This window comes from Micromonospora sp. C97, assembly GCF_018070385.1.
GTDB classification, from domain to species: Bacteria; Actinomycetota; Actinomycetes; order Mycobacteriales; family Micromonosporaceae; genus Micromonospora; species Micromonospora parva.
The window spans coordinates 75,731-91,377 of record NZ_JAGPXU010000004.1 but is presented as its reverse complement, the minus strand read 5'-3'; the positions used below and the strand labels follow the sequence as shown (position 1 = coordinate 91,377).

Here is a 15,647-nt window from a genome sequence, read left to right as displayed (position 1 = left end):
TCCGAAAGGAGAGAATTTCCGGCAGCGGCGGAGCCGGCCACGCTGGGCTCGGCTCCGCCGCCGCGCATCGCCCCTACAGCGAGGTGAAGAACTGCCTCATCTCAGTGGCCAGCAGGTCCGGCTCCTCCAGCGGCATGAAGTGCCCGCCCCGGCCCGGCTCACTCCAGTGCCGGATGTCGGTACAGGCCCGTTCCGCGATCGAGCGAGGGAAGTTGGCCATCGCGGGTTCGGTGCTCACCGTGAACGCGGCCGGCACGGTGATGTCGGGTCGAGGCGTGTTGTGGCCGAAGTCCGCGTACTGCCGGAACGACGAGCCGATCGTGCCAGTCACCCAGTAGAGCGTGATGATGGTGAGCAGGGTGTCCCGGTCGATGCTGTTCGCCAGGTCCCCGTGGTTGTCGCTCCAGTCGCGGTACTTGTCGACGATCCAGGCGGCCAGCCCAGCGGGTGAGTCGGCGAGCGCCGCCGCGAGAGTGTCCGGGCGGGTGCCCATGATGGCGCTGTAGCCGCCGTCGGTCTCGTCGTACGCGGTTTCGGCGTCCAGGTACGCCTGCTCGGCCGCCGACAGCGGACGGGCGTCGAAGCTGGCCGGGAACGGTGGATGGATCATGTGGATGCCGGCCACCTGCTCCGGATAGAGGGCGCCCAGCCAGCCCGTGACCACTCCCCCGACGTCGCCGCCGAAGGCGCCGTACCGCTCGTAGCCGAGCACGTCGGTCATCAGTTCGTGCAGCGTCCGAGCCAGCAACGCCCGGGTGACCGGCTCGTCTGGGACCTCCGAGAAGCCGAAGCCGGGCAGTGACGGCACCACCACGTCGAAGCCGCCGCCGGCAGGGCTGGTCAGCCGGTCGACCAGGGGCAGCATCTCGACGAAGCTGCTGGGCCAGCCATGGCTGAGGATCAACGGCAACGGCGCGGGCGTACCCGCCGGGCGCGCGGCCCGGACGTGCAGGAAGTGCAGCTTCCGGCCGCCGACGACGGCCAGGTGCTGGGGGTACGCGTTGAGCTCGGCTTCGTGAGCGCGCCAGTCGTACCCGTCGTGCCAGTAGGACACCAGGTCCCGCAGGTAGTCGGGGTCGACGCCGCCCTGCCACGGCTGGTTGCCGCCGCGGTCGGTGAAACGGGTACGGGCCAGTCGGGCCCGTAGGTCATTGAGGACCGCATCGGGCACGTCGATGCGGAAGGAAGAGAAAGACATTGGTCCTCCGACAAGGAGGGCGCTCCCCGACGCGGAAGGTCAGCTGAGGGGGACGGCGGAGAGGAGCGCCCAGGAATGACGATGGGTGGTCACCGGGCTCACCTCCTCTCGTGGCTGACGAAGATCACTCTAGCCGAGTGGGTCGGGGAGTCGGCCCCGGGTCGGAAACCTCGACCGGGTACGCGGCGGGTACGCCTCGCAGTGCTCGGCCCAGTGCTGGGCGGCGGTGGCCAGGGCGTCCGCGGAGACGGTGAGGATCAGCGGGTAGATCGCGCTGGACGGGCGGCGCATCCACGGTGGCAACGACTCGGCGGAGAACTCCACGATCAACTCCAGCCGGCGGCGGCGCAGCACCCGGCTGCGCAGGGCCAGGTTGGGTTCGGTGAACCGGACCATCGCCGGTGGCGCGCTCAACGCGAGGGCGGCGGTGGCCTGCCCGTGCAGCCAACCGCCGAGCGCGCGGGCCTCCTCGACCATCAGGCTGGGGTAGTGGTGTGACCAGGTCTGACCGTCGGCGGTGCGGGCGTCCACCTCGATGAGCAGCCAGTCGTGCCAGCCGGGCGCGGCCCCGTCGGGGTCGTCGGGCGGGTCGATGCCGGGCTGGTAGCCGACGGGGCGTATCCGCACCCGGGCGCCGTCGTCGGACCGGATCTCCACTCGATCATTCTGGCCGAGCGAAGCGGACTTCAGGCCCCGAATCGGTCACTTCGTGATGATCCGCCGCACACCCCGGTGCTCGGCGCAGGCGTGGGACCGACCCCCGGCCAGGCTGATCGAGCCGTCGCGGCACTGCACCAGGTAGCCGCGACCCGCCCAGAACTGCGGTACGCAGTCGAACCAGTCGCACACCTCGGCGGCCGGTTTGCGGATCCGCGTGCCGCCGCAGAAGCCGTACCCCAGGGGGTTTTCCGGTGCCCCGCAGCGCGGGTCGGTGGTCGCGCTGGGCGAGGGGCGCGGTGACTTCTTCTGCTTCGGTGGTGGGGTCTTCAGCGCGAGCGCCGGGTCGACCGGGTGGATCAGCGCCGGTGCCCCGCTGGGGGTGGGCGCCGGGGTGGCGGCGGCGGCGACCTCCGCGCCGCCGGTCGGGTCGGACGGGTCCGACTCGATCAGCGCCGCCGGCACCAGCAGCGCGATGGCCGCCGCCACCGCGATGCTCCTGCGACCACCGGGTACGAACGACGACAGTCGGGCCTGCCCGGGGGTGGCCACCGCCGGCCGGAACGGCTTGAGCTGGGCGTGCTCGGCGATCAGTTCGTCGAGCTGGGCGAGCACCGCGGAGCGCTGTTCGATCGCGTCGGCGAAGGCCAGGGTGAGCTTGAACCGGAAATCCGGCGCGGCGTCGGTGGGCAGCAGCAACCCGGAGGTACGCCGCCGGTCCAGCACCTGGATCAGGGTGACCGGTGCGGTCGGGTCGTGGGCCAGGCCGGTCATCCGGCCGTACGCCCAGTCGCGTCGGCCGCGTCCGCCGAGCAGCACGAGCCGACGACTGGTGATCACGGCCATGCCGGCGTCGGTGACGCGGACGCCGTCGGGGCGGCGTGGACGCAGCGGCCCGGTTCGCGGGTCGACATGCAGGTCCGGCGCGGGCAGCACTGCGGTGTGTCGCACCTCGACCAGTTGCGCTGCGGGCAGTGCCCAGAGCACCACCTCGTCGCCGGCCAACTCCAACGGCAGGCCGGCGCCGGCAGCCGCCGAACCCTGGAAGTCGGCGGCCAGGGCGCGCAGCCGCCGTAACTCGTCGTCGCGTCGCCGCCACGCCGTCTCAGCGCCACGGAACGTGCTGACCCGCCGCACGTTCTGCCGGTGCGCCCACCGGTACCGCCATGTGGAACCCGTCGAATCAGTCTTTGCCACGCCGACTCCTTCGCCGCGCAGGCCACCAATCTGGGTGTCGTCGGGTTCAACAGGTGCGGCACGGCACCCGGACACGTCGAAACGGGCGAAGTATCCGATCGGCGGAGCAATCAGCACGATAGGGGGATACTGATGCCGACGTTCATGTTCTCCGAGGGGGTGACGGTCGTGCCGGCAGTCACGCTGCCCGGGGTCGTGATCGGGGTCGACATCGGCACCACCAGCACCAAGGCCGTCGCGTACGACACCGACGGGCGGCAGCTCGGCAGCCACCTGGCCGGCTATCCGATGAACAACCCGCAACCGGGCTACGCCGAGCAGGACCCTCAACTGATCCTCGATGCGGTGCTCAGATCGATCAGCATCGTCGTGGCCGAGCTGGTGCAGCCGGTGGTCGGGTTGTCGTTCAGCTCCGCGATGCACAGCCTGATCGGGTTGGACCCTGACGGCAACCCCCTCACCCCTTCACTGACCTGGGCCGACTCGCGCTCCACCCGGCAGGCCGAGCGGCTGCGGGCGGCACCGTCGGGGCTGGCCCTGCACCGGCGTACCGGCACGCCGATGCATCCGATGTCGCCGCTGCCCAAGCTGCTCTGGTTCGCCGAGCAGGAGCCGAAAATCTTCCAGCGGGTGGCGCACTGGGTGGGCATCAAGGACTGGGTGCTGCTGCGGCTCTGCGGCACGCTGGTCACCGACCACTCGATCGCCTCGGCCACCGGCCTGCTCGACATCCACACACTGGAGTGGGACGACGAGGCGCTACGCATCGCCGGCATCACCGCGGAACAGCTTCCGCAGCTCGTCGCCACCACCGCCGTGCTGCCCAACCTCACCCCGCAGAGCGCGGCCCAGACCGGCCTGCCGGAGCGCACCCCGGTGGTGGTCGGCGCGGGCGACGGGCCGCTGGCGAACCTGGGCCTGGGCGCTGTGCATCCCGGCATGGTGGCCTGCTCGATCGGCACCAGCGGCGCGATGCGGGTGATGGTCGAGCGGCCCGGCGTGGACCCGCTCGGCGGGGTGTTCTGCTACGCGCTGACCGAGCAGCGTTGGGCGGTCGGCGGCGCGATCAACAACGGCGGCATCGTGCTCAAGTGGGCCGGCGCGGCGCTCGCCCCGGACCTGGGCGAGCACGCCGAGGAGGAGCTGGTTGCGCTGGCGGCCCGCGCGCCGGTCGGCTCGGGCGGGCTCATCATGCTGCCGTACCTGCACAGCGAACGGGCACCACACTGGAGCGCCCTGCCGCGCGGCGCGTACGTGGGGTTGACCCACGCACACCGCCGTGAGCACCTGGTGCGGGCCGCGCTGGAGGGTGTCTGTCAGCAACTCGCGCTGGTGCTCAGCTCGGTGCGCGCTGCCGGTAACGAGGTTCGCGAGGTCCGGGCCGGTGGCGGCTTCGCCCGCAGCGGCCTGTGGCGGCAGATGCTCGCCGACGTGCTCGGCCTGCCGGTGAGCTTCCCGGCCGCGCACGAGGGGTCGAGCTTCGGCGCGGCGCTGCTCGGCATGGAGGCGCTCGGGCTGATCCCCAGCATCGACGTCGCCGCCGACCTGGTGCAGATCGAGGAGACGATCCGCCCCGACCCGGCCGCCGCCGCCACCTACGCGGCGCTGCTGCCGCTCTTCGCCGAGCTGTACGACGCCCTCACGCCCACCTTCGCGTCGATCCGTCGGATGGCACCCGGCCTGCCCACCGGCCCCTTGCCACCCACCTGAGCGGCGGGGTCAGGGTGCCTCGACGCCGGAGATCAGGTAACGCCGCACGTCGGCGTCGAGGATGGCCACTTCCGGCCCGTCGTCCGGCCCGGAGCCACGGAACGCCTCCAACTGCTCCGCAGACTCCCAGCGCTCGTAGACGTGGATCCGGCCGGGCTCCAACGGGTCGGCCGCCAGCAGGAAGTCGAGGCAGCCGGCGGTGGCACGGGCCTGCGCGATGACCTGCGCGCAGCCGGACAGGTAGGCCTCGCGTGCGGCCGGTTCGACCCGCAGACTGCCAGCGATGATCAACATTGGGCCTCCAGGATCCGGTACCGCCGATGACGGTGATACCTGTGAGTCACGTTTATACCGCTGGGGCCTGACACGCACCGGGACCTGCCGCCCGGACGGGTGACACCAGTCCCGCCGGTCTCGACCGCCCCGCCCGCTTCATATCGTGCAAACGTGAGAAAAAGCGACAAGAGGTGCTCATCTTCCCTGCTGGGGAACTCTGCCCGCGTACCAGTGAAGGTGCTGTCGGCGGCGGTCGCGCTCGCGGTGCTCGCGACGACCGGGCCGGCCACCGCCGACGACCCGGGCCGCGGGCCCGCCACGGACCAGGCACAGCCGACCGAGCCGGGGTACGGCGGTGACGGCCGGAGCCACGAACCGGGACTGGACCCGACACCGGAGCGCCCACCGACCAGCGAGGTGTCCTGGCTGTCGTTTCCCGGCGGGGTGTTCGCAGTGGATTCGCTCGGTCACACGGTGCGCTACCGCGCCTGCGACGGGGACACCGGCCGGGTCGCCGACCCGACCATGCGGGTCGCCGCCGGGGTGGCCAGCGGCGCTCTCGTCGTCGGCGGCACTGCCTACCGCTACCGGGTGCCGCTGATCGGGCGCAGCGAGGGCACGTTGGAGGTGATCCCACAGCACCGCCCACCGACGACGCTGACCGGCGTGGTGGTCACCAGCCCCGAGCCGCCCACCGACCCGGTCGCCGGGGCCCGGCTGTTCCCGCTCAGCGGGCAGCTCGCCCGGGTGGTCGCCGACGCGAGCCTCAACCCGGCCGGGGCCACCGTCCGTGACCTGTCCGGCCGCTACGGCGACCAGCAGATCGCCGTCAACGGGTCGCTGCGCCCCAAGGCGGCCAGCGTGATCAAACTCTGGATCCTGGTCGAGCTGCTGCGCCGGGTCGACTGCGGACAGATCTTCCTCGACGACGGGGTGCTGGTCACTCCCGAGGATGTGGTCGGCGGCACCGGTCAACTCCAGTTCGAGACGTTCCCGCAGGTGGTGACGGTGCACCGGCTCGCCCAGTACCTGATCAAGTACAGCGACAACGTGGCCGCGAACGTGCTGATCACCTACCTGGGTGGGTTCGCCCCGGTCAACGCGCTGATCGACTCGATGAACCAGCGGTCCACCATCCTGGCCCGCCGGATGCTCGACAGCGCCGCCGCACAACGCGGCGAGGAGAACTACACCAGCCCGGACGACGTGGTGTCGCTGCTCGGCGCGGTCTGGGACGGCGAGATCCTCACCCCCGCCTCCCGTGACCTGATGATCGGGTTCATGCGGGAACAGACCCTGAACACGAAGATCCCGGCGGCGTTGCCGCCCGGCGTGCCGGTGGCGCACAAGACCGGTGACCTGCCGGACGCCTCACACGACGTCGGCTACTACCTGATCCCCGGCACCGAAACCGCCGTCGCCTTCCTCACCGCCGGGCCGATGGCCACCGGCGACGAGACGGTCCGACGGATGGCCCGCACCGTCTACGACTTCCTGGTCGACCCGGCCGACGGGGCGGTCGAGGAGTGAGCTGGCGTCAGGCGCCGGGGATGTTCGCCGGCGGGTCCTCGCCGACCAGGTCGGCGGCCGGCGGGTCGGCCGACACCGACAGCCCGAAATCCGAGTACGTCAGGTCGAGCTGGGCGACCTCCGACTGCTCGCTCGCCAGCTCGATGCGGTAACGGACCAGCCGCCCCTGCTCGTCGACGGCAGCGGTGAACGGGACCGCCCCGGCCCGGTCACCGAGCACGCCTCCGACCCCCTCGCCCAGCACCGCGCTGCTCTGGCGCAGGTCCAGCGTGCCCGCGTACTCCCGGGTGGCGGTCTGGCGGACGGCGGTCGCCGTGCCGAGCGTGTCGGCCAGCCGGGTGTTGTCCAGGCCCTGCTTGGCGGGGGGTGAACCCGGAGCGCCGACATGCCACCAGGTCTTGCCGTCCCAGACCGGAACGCGCCGGTCCGGGGCGCTGACCCGGACGTAGACGTCCGGCCCGGTGGTGAGCCGTTCGATCTTCACCTCACCGGTGGGCACCTTCAGGGAGGTGGTCTCCAGACCCCGCTTCGCCTTCGGGTCCCACAGCACCACGGTGCCGTCCCCGCTTGTCGTCCCGCCGCTGCTCAACGTCAGCTTGTAGGTCTGCTGGTCGACCTTCCCGGCGGCGGCCCTGAGCACACCGACCCCGTCGGTCGGGTCCGCCGACGCCGCCGGACGACCCGCGTCGGGCTCATCCCCGGTGGCCACCAGTGCCCACACCCCCGCGGCGACCGCCACGACCAGGATGACACCAGCGGCGATCAGCTTCGGTTTCTGCACTGTCATCTCCCCCGGGGTGGTGCGGTCCGGCCAGAGTAGCCGGACCGCACCTGCCGTTGTTCCCGGTCGGCCCGCCGGCCCGCTGTTGGTCCCGGTCGGCCTGCCGGCCCGCTGTTGGTCCCGGTCGGCCCGCCGGCCCGCTGTTGTTCCCGGTCGGCCGGCCGGCCGCTGTCGGTCCCGGTCGGCCTGCCGGCCGATCAAGCCCGGCTGATCGCGTTCGCGTGGATCGCCTCGTGCAGATACGCCGCCAGCCCCTCGGCGATGTTCTCGTAGTGCGCGGTGAACCGCTCGTCGGCCAGGTACATGTCGGCCAGCCCGGTCTGCATCTCGTACGAGCACTCGTAGAACCAACGGCTAATAAGCTGCCGGTGCTCCTCGGCCAACTCCATCGCCTCCGCGCTGTCCGCGGGTGCGCCAGCGGCCATCAACGCGACGATCCGCCGACCCCAGTCCTCGTTCTCCGCCTTGATCCGCAGCCAGTCCTCCTTGCCGTAGCGGGAGGCCCGGCGGTTCGACTCCCGGTACGCGTCGGTGTCACCCCACCGCTGCTCCGCCTCGGCCTCGTGCTCCTCCGGGCTGAAGTCGCCGAAGACCTCGAACCGCTCCTCCGGCGTGAGTTGGATGTTCATCTTGGTCGCCTCCATCGCGAACTCGATCGCCGTGACCATCTCCTGCAACCGTTTGAGCCGTACCGTCAGCAGCTCGTGCTGTCGGCGCAGGTGTGCGGCCGGATCGGCCGCCGGGTCGTCGATGATCGCGGTGATCTCCTCAAGCGGGAAACCCAGTTCCCGGTAGTACAGGACGAGTTGCAGCCGTTGCAGGTCCGCGTCGTCGTAGCGGCGGTAACCGGCCGAGGTCCGCCCGCTGGGCGAGAGCAACCCGATCTCGTCGTAGTGGTGCAGCGTCCGCACCGTCACGCCGGCGACCTTCGCCACCTGACCCACCGTGTACGCCATGGTCCCCCTCCCTTCCGGGAACCAGGCTCCTGCCTGCCGTTACGTGAGAGTCAACTCCGATTCTGGCCCACCATGGCGGGGCCGTCCGGCCGCCCGTACAGATAGCCCTGACCGCGCGGGCAGCCGATCGCGGTGACCGCCTCATGCTGACGTTCGGTCTCCACCCCCTCGGCGACCACCGCCAGGTCGAACGCGCCGGCCAGCCGGGTGACCATCTCCACCGTGGCGTACGCCCGGTCGTCGGTGCCCAGCCGCGCCACGAACGACCTGTCGATCTTCAACTCGGTGGCCGGGATGCGGTGCAGGTAGCTCAGCGACGAGTAGCCGGTGCCGAAGTCGTCGATGGCGATCCTGATGCCCAGCTCCCGCAGCTGGTGCAGCCGCTCCAGCACCGCATCGGTGCCCTCGATCAGCGCCGACTCGGTCAGCTCCAGGGTCAACGCCCGGGGCGCCAGCCCGGCGGCGCTGGTGGCCGCGGTGACAGTGGCGATCAGGTCCGGCCGACGCAGGTGCGCGGCGGCGATGTTCACCGCGACGGTCGCGTCCGGCACCCGCCCCCGCCAGGTGGCGGCGGCCCGGCACGCCTCGTGGATCACCCAGCGGTCGATCGGCAGGATCAGCCCGGTCTCCTCGGCCAGCGGCAGGAACTTCGCCGGCGCCAACATCCCCAGCCGGGGGTGCCGCCAGCGCACCAGCGCCTCGGCGCTGCGTACCGCACCGGTGCTCAGGTCGACGATGGGTTGGAACTCCAGGCGCAGTTGATCCTCGTCGACAGCGCGGCGCAGGTCGGCGATCAGCTCGGCGCGGGAGACGGCCGACTCGCGCAGCGCCGGTGTGCACGTCCGATACGCGGACTTCCCGGCCGCCTTGGCCGCGTACATGGCGATGTCGGCGTCGCGCAGCAGGTCGGTGTGGGAGGCGTGCTGCGGGCCGAACTCGGCGATTCCGATGCTCGCCGACGGGTGCACCCCGACGTCCTCCTCGTCGTCGGACGGCCGCAGCGCGTCGAGCAGCCGCTCGGCGAGCCGTTCGGGTGACACCGGCCGGTCGCCGTCGACAAGCACGGCGAACTCGTCACCGCCGAGCCGGGCGATGGTGCCGTCGCCGTTGACGGCAGTGCGCATCCGGGCCGCGAGCCCGGTCAGCAGGGTGTCACCGGTGGCATGCCCGAACCGGTCGTTGACCTGCTTGAACCCGTCCAGGTCGAGCAGCAGCACGGCCACCGGCCGCCCGTCGCGCAGGGCCAGCCGCAGTCGCCGGTTGAACAACAGCCGGTTGGGCAGCCCGGTGAGCTGGTCGCCGTACGCGAGCCGACGCAACCGGACCACCAGCCGGAGGTTCTCGTTGGCGGCCAACCCCTGCCGGACGGCGAGAGTCGCCAGCAACACCATCATGGTCACGAACACCAGCTGCGGGGTCTGCCCGGTGGGCCGACGGGCCAGCACCACCGCGACGATCGCCCCACCCACCGGCAGGTACGGCAGCGCCACCCGCCACCAGGGCGGCAGTGGCGACTCGGCGGTGTCGTCGGTGCCGTCGCAGTCCGGTGGTGGCGGGTTCCGGGTGGCCAGGCCGATCAGCAGGTAACTCAACGGCCAGCACAGGTCGATCGGGTGACCGGCGGCGTAGTCGGCGCGGGCGACCAGCGACACGTAGACGACGTCGGCGACGACCCGCAGGCTGAGGCTCGCCGCGAGGATGCTCATCGGCCGCCACATCGGCCGGGCCGGCCCGGAGGCCGCGACCAGGATGGTGAGCTGCATCAGGTCGAACATCGGGAAGAGCAGCCCGAGCGTGCGCGCCGGGTCGGCCAGCTCGGCCGCGGCGACCCCGCGGAAGACCAGCACCCAACCGATCGGCACCAGGGCCAGGGCGACGATCACCCCGTCCAGCAGCGTACGGGCCCGACCGACCGCGGTCCGTGGTGCGGACGGCGAGCTGAGCAACGCGGCCGTGCCGGTGAGGATGCCGGCGGTGAAGACCACCCCGACCACCGGCGTGTGCGGCAGGTCGCCGCCGACGAGCCGCTGCACCGTCCAGATCGCCCGGCCGATCGCGGCGAGCGCCATGGTGACGGCGAGCAGGGTCCAGAAGCGACGCAGCGGCGTCGGATGCCGACGGGCCACCCCGACGCACGCGAGTGTCGCCCAGCCGGCGACCAGCATCGCGCCGACATCACTGACCAGCGCGGCGCCGGGCAACGCGGCGACCAGCCAACCCGCCTCCAGCAGGATGACCGCAGCCGCGACGAACGCACCGGCGGGGTTGAGCGCCCCCGCAGCCTGCGTTCCGTCCTGTCGGGACACGGTCGCTCCGGCCCTTTCGTCGTGCGTGCACCCTCGGCAGGACCGGTCCACGGCAAACCCCGAAAGCCTAACCAGCGCTCAGAAACCCCGCCAGAGCCGAACATGCACGCCGTCGCGGACGCCCGGACCTGCGGTCAGCGGCCGCCGGAGCGGTTCCAGGGTGAGCGGGGCAGCGTCGTGCCGGCCGACGGACGGCGTGCGCGGCGGCGTCTGCGCCGACCGGGGGTGCAGGGCGGGCGGGCAACGGTGTGCACCGCCACGTCGACCGGGGGCGTTGGTCGACCGATCAGCCAGCAGAGGAAGCGTTCCATCGTCGGGTCAGCCGACCGGGAGGCGTTCGGCGTCGGACCGGGAGATCTCGTACTCCGCCCCGCAGAACGTGCACTGCTGCGCGTACCGGGTACGGATCGGAATGAGGGGGATGAAGAAGAGGGTGAATTTCGTCGAGCGGCGGGTGATCACCTGTGCGGCCTGGTTGCCGCAGTGGCGGCAGACCTGCTGCACGACACCGGACCGGTCGACCTTGGTACGCAGACCAAAGATGAAGAACATCGCCCGCCAGTACCCACTCGACAGCGAAAAGTCACCACATCCCGCCACCTGATCAGAACAACCACCGCGCCGGTACGCACAAGATCGTGCTCGACCCAGGATGTGGGGGCCTCCGGGGGTGAACGAGGCCACTACATCCCTGATCGAGCACGATCAAGGCGAGACGATCACACGTCAGCTGGTCGGGGCGGGCTCCAGGCCGGGGATCTCCTCGGAGATCCAGATCGGCTGCCAGTTCGGCACCTCGTGGAAGCGGCGCAGCTCGTACAGCCCGGCAACCGACCCGCTCCACGCCCCGTACGGCGGGTTGGCCTCGTCGAAGCCGCTCTGCACGAAGGTCAGCGTGGTCTTGCCACCGGATTCGGCCAGCTCCCAGTTCGTCACGCCGGTCGGTCCCCAGTCCACGGACATCCGCCGGCCGGGCTCCAGGTCGACGACCTTGGCCGCGTAGCCGGTCTCGAAGCCGCCCATGGCGTACCGGCCGCCGACCCAGGGCTCGATGCCGATCGGGTAGCCGAACCAGGCACTGGCCTGCTCGGAGTCGGTCAGCGACTCCCACACCTTGTCGGCGGGGGCGGCGATGACCAGTTCACCCCGCAGGTCGGCGGAGGTGAAGTCGGTGCGGGGCAGCAGTGGCTTGCCCTCCACGTGGGCGGCCAGGTTGGCGATGGCAAGCGCCCAGAACGTCTGGAGCACGCCCCGGATGCTGGAGCCGCTCATCGCCTCGGCGAAGTCGAAGTGGCTCTGGGTCAGCGTCAGCACGGTGCTGTCGGCGCCCTCGGCGGCCAGCTGGAACTCGGTGGTGGTCTCCACCCCGTCGAGCAGCCAACTGAAGCGCAGCGTGTCGTCGTCCACGTGCAGCAACCGCTGGTGCGGGGCGTCGCCCTCGGGCGTGAAGCGGCCCCAGAACTCGTACCGCCGGGGCAGCTCGACCTCGGCGTGCTCGGCCAGCCAGAGACGCAGCTCGGCCGGGTCGGTGAGGGCCTTGCGGACCCGGCCGACGGGCGCGGAGAGGCGAGCCTGAACCTTCATCGGTTCACTCATTGTCGTTTCCTTTCGGGTAGCAGGCGACGGCCAGCTTGAAGGCGTCGCCTTCGCTGCCGCCGTAGCGGGTGAACAGGTCCTGAAGTGCGGTTTGCAGGTCGTGCAGGAACTGCTGGCGCTGCTCGGGGGGCACCCGGATCTCGCCGGAGACCCCGATCGAGGGCAGCTCGGGCGCCGCCCGGTCCAGGCCGGCGATGTCGGCCTGGACCTCCTCCATCAGGTCGAGCAGGTAGCCGAGGCTCAGCTCGTCGCGGGCCCGGCGCAGGCCGATCCGGCCGACGAGCCGTGGGGAGAGCCAGTAGGACCGGGCGGCGGCCTGGTAGATGCCTTCGGTGATGCCACGGACCTTGCGTTCGTTGACCAGCTCGACGAGGCCGGCCGCGACGAGCTGCTTGACGTGGTAGTAGACGCGCTGTGGCGTCTGGTCGAGTCGGGCCGCGACCTCCGTGCAGGTGCGCGGCTCGGCCAGTTGCCGCAGCACCTCGACGCGATGCGGCTTGAGCAGGACTTCGGCCTGCTCGATCTGCTCCAGGTACAGGACGTCTCTCATGGCAAAATCAGTTTGTACGTACAAAACTTCTTTGTCAATCGCTTCGCGAGAAGCCGCGCCGACTTTTTCCGGCGCGGCTTCAGGCGACACTCAGCAGATGGTCAGGGCAACCAGTCCGGTCGCAACGGATAGCCACTCACACCGTTCGGGCCGTTGTGGGTGGCCAGCACCTGGTGCAGCTGGATGCCGTTGCGCTCGAACGCCATCCGCGACCCGGCCATGTACAACCCCCACACCCGGGCGGTGCCCGCGCCCACCTCCGAGACGCAGAAGTCCCAGTGCTCGACCAGGTTGCGGCACCAGGCAGCCAGCGTCAGCGCGTAGTGCTGGCGCAGGTTCTCCTCGTGGTGCACCTCGAACCCGGCGTCGTGCACCTCGCTGATCAACCGACCCGGACCGGCCAGCTCACCGTCCGGGAAGACGTACCGGTCGATGAACGCGCCCGACCGGTGCGGAGCCCGGTTGTCCGCGCGGGTGATGCAGTGGTTGAGCAGCCGCCCGCCCTGCCGCAGCCGGCTGCGCAGCGCCCCGAAGTAGGCCGGATAGTTGCGCACCCCGATGTGCTCGGTCAGCCCGATCGAGGAGATGGCGTCGAACTGCTCGGCCGGTGCGTCCCGGTAGTCCAGGTGCCGCACCTCCGCCAACTCGGTCAACCCCTCCCGCTCGATCGCCGCCTGCGCCCACTGCGCCTGCGCCTTCGACAGGGTCACCCCGAGGGCCTTGACGCCGTACTCACGCGCGGCGTGGCGCACCATGCCACCCCAGCCGCACCCGACATCCAGCAGCCGCATCCCCTTCTTCAGCGCCAGCTTGCCGGCGACCAGGTCGTACTTCGCCGCCTGGGCCTGCTCCAACGTGTCGTCCGGAGACCGGAAAACCGCGCAGGTGTACGTCATCGACGGGCCGAGCACCTTCTCGTAGAAGGCGTTGGAGACGTCGTAGTGGTGCGAGATGGCGGTGCTGTCCCGCACCCGCGAGTGCCGCAGCCCGTTCACCACCCGCTTCCAGCGGGGCTGCGCCTCCTGCGGCGGCGCCGGCGGCGGCATCAGCCGCTCCCAGCCCAGCCCACGGACCAACGCCAGCCCCTCGGCCAGCGCCGGTGGGCGCAACCGCAGCTCGTCCTTGAGCACCCGCAACGCCTCGTACGGGTCACCCGGGTGCACCCCCTGCAACGCCAGGTCACCACTGACGTACGCCCGGGCCATGCCCAGGTCGCCGGGTGCGGTGAGCAGGTACGACAGCCCACGCTCGGAACGGATCGCCAGGGTGATGCCGGCGTCGGACGGGCCGACGGCGCTGCCGTCGTACCCGGTGATCCGCACCGGAAGCGGCCCGGCGGTGACCGCGCGGACGACGTCAGCGACGGTCGGACCCGTGCGCCGGCCCCCCGCCGGCGGGGTGGCGGGGACGCTCGCCGCCCCCTGATCTCGGTCGGTCAGGCTCATGCTCGTGCTACCGCCTTTTCGTACAGTCCCGTCAGCCGGTGGTCCGGGTCGTAGCGGTCTTTCACCGCCCGCCACGTGTCGCCGCCGTACAGGCGATCGAAGGCGTCCCGGTCGTAGTACGCGTCGGAGTAGAGCGACTTGTGCCCGCCCGACTCCGACACCCTGCGTTCGATCGTGCGGTTGACGTCGCCGTCGGCGGCGCCCGGCGCGATCGGCACGCTCCCCCAGAACCCAATGTTGACGTAGTCCTGGCCCGGCTGGAGTGGATACAGCGGCCAGGACCGCGCCGAACCGGGACCCGCCGGCTCCCGCAGCCGCAACGGGCACAGCCACACCGGGTTCATCCCCACCGCGCCGGCGAACCAGCGCAGGAAGTCAGCAGTACGGTCCAGCGGGATCTCCACGTCCTGCACGACCCGCTCCCGGGCCGGTTGCCCGCGCAGCCGGTCGATCCGGGCCGCCACCTGGTGACGGTGCTCCAACCGGACCAGTCGGTGGTAGAAGTCGCTGCGCCGGTAACGCGCCGGCCAGAGCCTGCGCACGACCGGGTGCTGCGCGCCGAACGCCGCGGAACACCAGAACCAGTCGGTGTCCCAGCGCCACAGATAGTCGTACGCGGTGAGCACGTCGCGGGTGCGCTGGCGCAGCGACCGGTAGTAGATCGCCTGACCGGTGTAGTCGCTGGGCGGGTCGGCCGCGTCGGTGAAGGTGCCCAGGATCAGGTACGCCTCACCGGGGCTGAACATCACGCCGTCCATCACGTCGACCGGCTCGCCGGCCCAGGAGCGGGTGGCGGTCACCTCGGCGATCGCGTCGGTGAGCGCCTCCAGCTGGGTGAACCGGATGTTGCGCAACGCCACGTACCGGCCGACCGGTTGCAGCTCGATGCGCAGCCGGGTGGCGTACCCGAGGCTGCCCAGCGAGTTGGGGAACGCGGTGAACAGGTCGGCGTGCTCCCCGTCCGGCCGGGCGGTGACGATCTCGCCGGAGCCGGTGAGGATGTCCATCTCGCGTACCGACTCGTGCGGCAGGCCGTTGCGGAACGAGGTCGACTCGATCCCGAGGCCGGTCACCGCGCCGCCCAGCGTGATGGTGCGCAACTGTGGCACCACCAACGGCATCAGCCCGTGCGGGAGGGTCGCGTCGACCAGGTCCTCGTAGGTGCACATGCCCTGCACATCGGCGGTGCGGGCGGCCCTGTCGACCGACAGCACACCGTTCAGGCCACTCACGTCGAGCCCCGGAGTCCGGGGAGCGGACCGGGGGCGGAACAGGTTGGAGGTGCGTTTGGCCAGCCGGACAGGCTCGCCCGTGGGCACCGCGGCGTACGACCGCCGCAGCGTGTCCACCGCTTGATCATGGTCAATCGGATGATCCACACGCTCAGCGCGCATGTGATCACCTTACGCTCGCCGTTCGGAAACCGTGGGATGTCGGCAGGGGCA

At 71.1% G+C, this 15,647-nt stretch carries 14 protein-coding genes; 2 read left to right on the top strand and 12 right to left on the bottom strand.

The features are described from left to right. Window positions 1-73 precede the first annotated feature (73 nt). From KBX26_RS08490 to KBX26_RS08480, 3 genes are all read right to left on the bottom strand, one after another. Complete coding sequence (locus tag KBX26_RS08490) at window positions 74-1,198, bottom strand: epoxide hydrolase family protein (protein WP_030331424.1); 1,125 nt, start codon at window positions 1,196-1,198, stop codon at window positions 74-76. A 129-nt stretch (window positions 1,199-1,327) separates the two neighbouring features. Further along, entirely contained in the window at window positions 1,328-1,855 is a 528-nt protein-coding gene (locus tag KBX26_RS08485; protein ID WP_210865101.1) for a hypothetical protein, read from the bottom strand. A 45-nt stretch (window positions 1,856-1,900) separates the two neighbouring features. Then, window positions 1,901-3,052 carry a hypothetical protein gene (locus KBX26_RS08480; protein ID WP_210865100.1) on the bottom strand — a complete coding sequence of 384 codons (1,152 nt, stop codon included), beginning with the start codon at window positions 3,050-3,052 and terminating at the stop codon, window positions 1,901-1,903. A gap of 132 nt (window positions 3,053-3,184) precedes the next feature. Between KBX26_RS08480 and KBX26_RS08475 the strand changes: the two genes are divergently transcribed. Continuing rightward, on the top strand, window positions 3,185-4,762 hold the full coding sequence (locus tag KBX26_RS08475) for a gluconokinase (RefSeq protein WP_247680362.1): 1,578 nt from the start codon (window positions 3,185-3,187) through the stop codon (window positions 4,760-4,762). 9 nt (window positions 4,763-4,771) lie between these two features. On the opposite strand, the gene KBX26_RS08470 is transcribed toward KBX26_RS08475, so the two are convergent. Next, on the bottom strand, window positions 4,772-5,056 hold the full coding sequence (locus KBX26_RS08470) for a putative quinol monooxygenase (protein WP_030331430.1): 285 nt from the start codon (window positions 5,054-5,056) through the stop codon (window positions 4,772-4,774). Window positions 5,057-5,269: 213 nt separating this feature from the next. Here KBX26_RS08470 and KBX26_RS08465 point away from each other — a divergent pair, with 213 nt between their 5' ends. Then, window positions 5,270-6,568 (top strand): serine hydrolase, encoded by a 1,299-nt coding sequence (locus tag KBX26_RS08465; protein WP_210865099.1) that lies wholly within the window; start codon window positions 5,270-5,272, stop codon window positions 6,566-6,568. Window positions 6,569-6,575: 7 nt separating this feature from the next. Here KBX26_RS08465 and KBX26_RS08460 read toward each other — a convergent pair whose 3' ends face one another. The 8 genes from KBX26_RS08460 to KBX26_RS08425 form a co-directional block, all read right to left on the bottom strand. Further along, window positions 6,576-7,349, bottom strand: a complete 774-nt coding sequence (locus KBX26_RS08460) for a hypothetical protein (RefSeq protein WP_210865098.1) — start codon at window positions 7,347-7,349, stop codon at window positions 6,576-6,578. A 197-nt stretch (window positions 7,350-7,546) separates the two neighbouring features. Further along, on the bottom strand, window positions 7,547-8,305 hold the full coding sequence (locus KBX26_RS08455) for a MerR family transcriptional regulator (RefSeq protein ID WP_210865097.1): 759 nt from the start codon (window positions 8,303-8,305) through the stop codon (window positions 7,547-7,549). Window positions 8,306-8,355: 50 nt separating this feature from the next. Further along, window positions 8,356-10,611, bottom strand: coding sequence for a bifunctional diguanylate cyclase/phosphodiesterase (locus KBX26_RS08450; protein ID WP_210865096.1), 2,256 nt, complete (start codon window positions 10,609-10,611; stop codon window positions 8,356-8,358). Between the two features lie 318 nt (window positions 10,612-10,929). Continuing rightward, window positions 10,930-11,163, bottom strand: a complete 234-nt coding sequence (locus tag KBX26_RS08445; RefSeq protein WP_030331435.1) for a zinc-ribbon domain-containing protein — start codon at window positions 11,161-11,163, stop codon at window positions 10,930-10,932. A gap of 174 nt (window positions 11,164-11,337) precedes the next feature. Beyond that, window positions 11,338-12,207 carry an SRPBCC family protein gene (locus tag KBX26_RS08440; protein WP_210865095.1) on the bottom strand — a complete coding sequence of 290 codons (870 nt, stop codon included), beginning with the start codon at window positions 12,205-12,207 and terminating at the stop codon, window positions 11,338-11,340. Continuing rightward, window positions 12,200-12,757, bottom strand: a complete 558-nt coding sequence (locus KBX26_RS08435; protein ID WP_030331438.1) for a transcriptional regulator — start codon at window positions 12,755-12,757, stop codon at window positions 12,200-12,202. Before KBX26_RS08435 ends, KBX26_RS08440 begins: the two co-directional genes overlap by 8 nt. 101 nt (window positions 12,758-12,858) lie before the next feature. After that, window positions 12,859-14,202, bottom strand: coding sequence for a class I SAM-dependent methyltransferase (locus KBX26_RS08430; RefSeq protein WP_030331439.1), 1,344 nt, complete (start codon window positions 14,200-14,202; stop codon window positions 12,859-12,861). After that, window positions 14,199-15,596 (bottom strand): FAD-binding oxidoreductase, encoded by a 1,398-nt coding sequence (locus KBX26_RS08425; protein WP_210865094.1) that lies wholly within the window; start codon window positions 15,594-15,596, stop codon window positions 14,199-14,201. Before KBX26_RS08425 ends, KBX26_RS08430 begins: the two co-directional genes overlap by 4 nt. Between the last annotated feature and the right edge of the window lie 51 nt (window positions 15,597-15,647).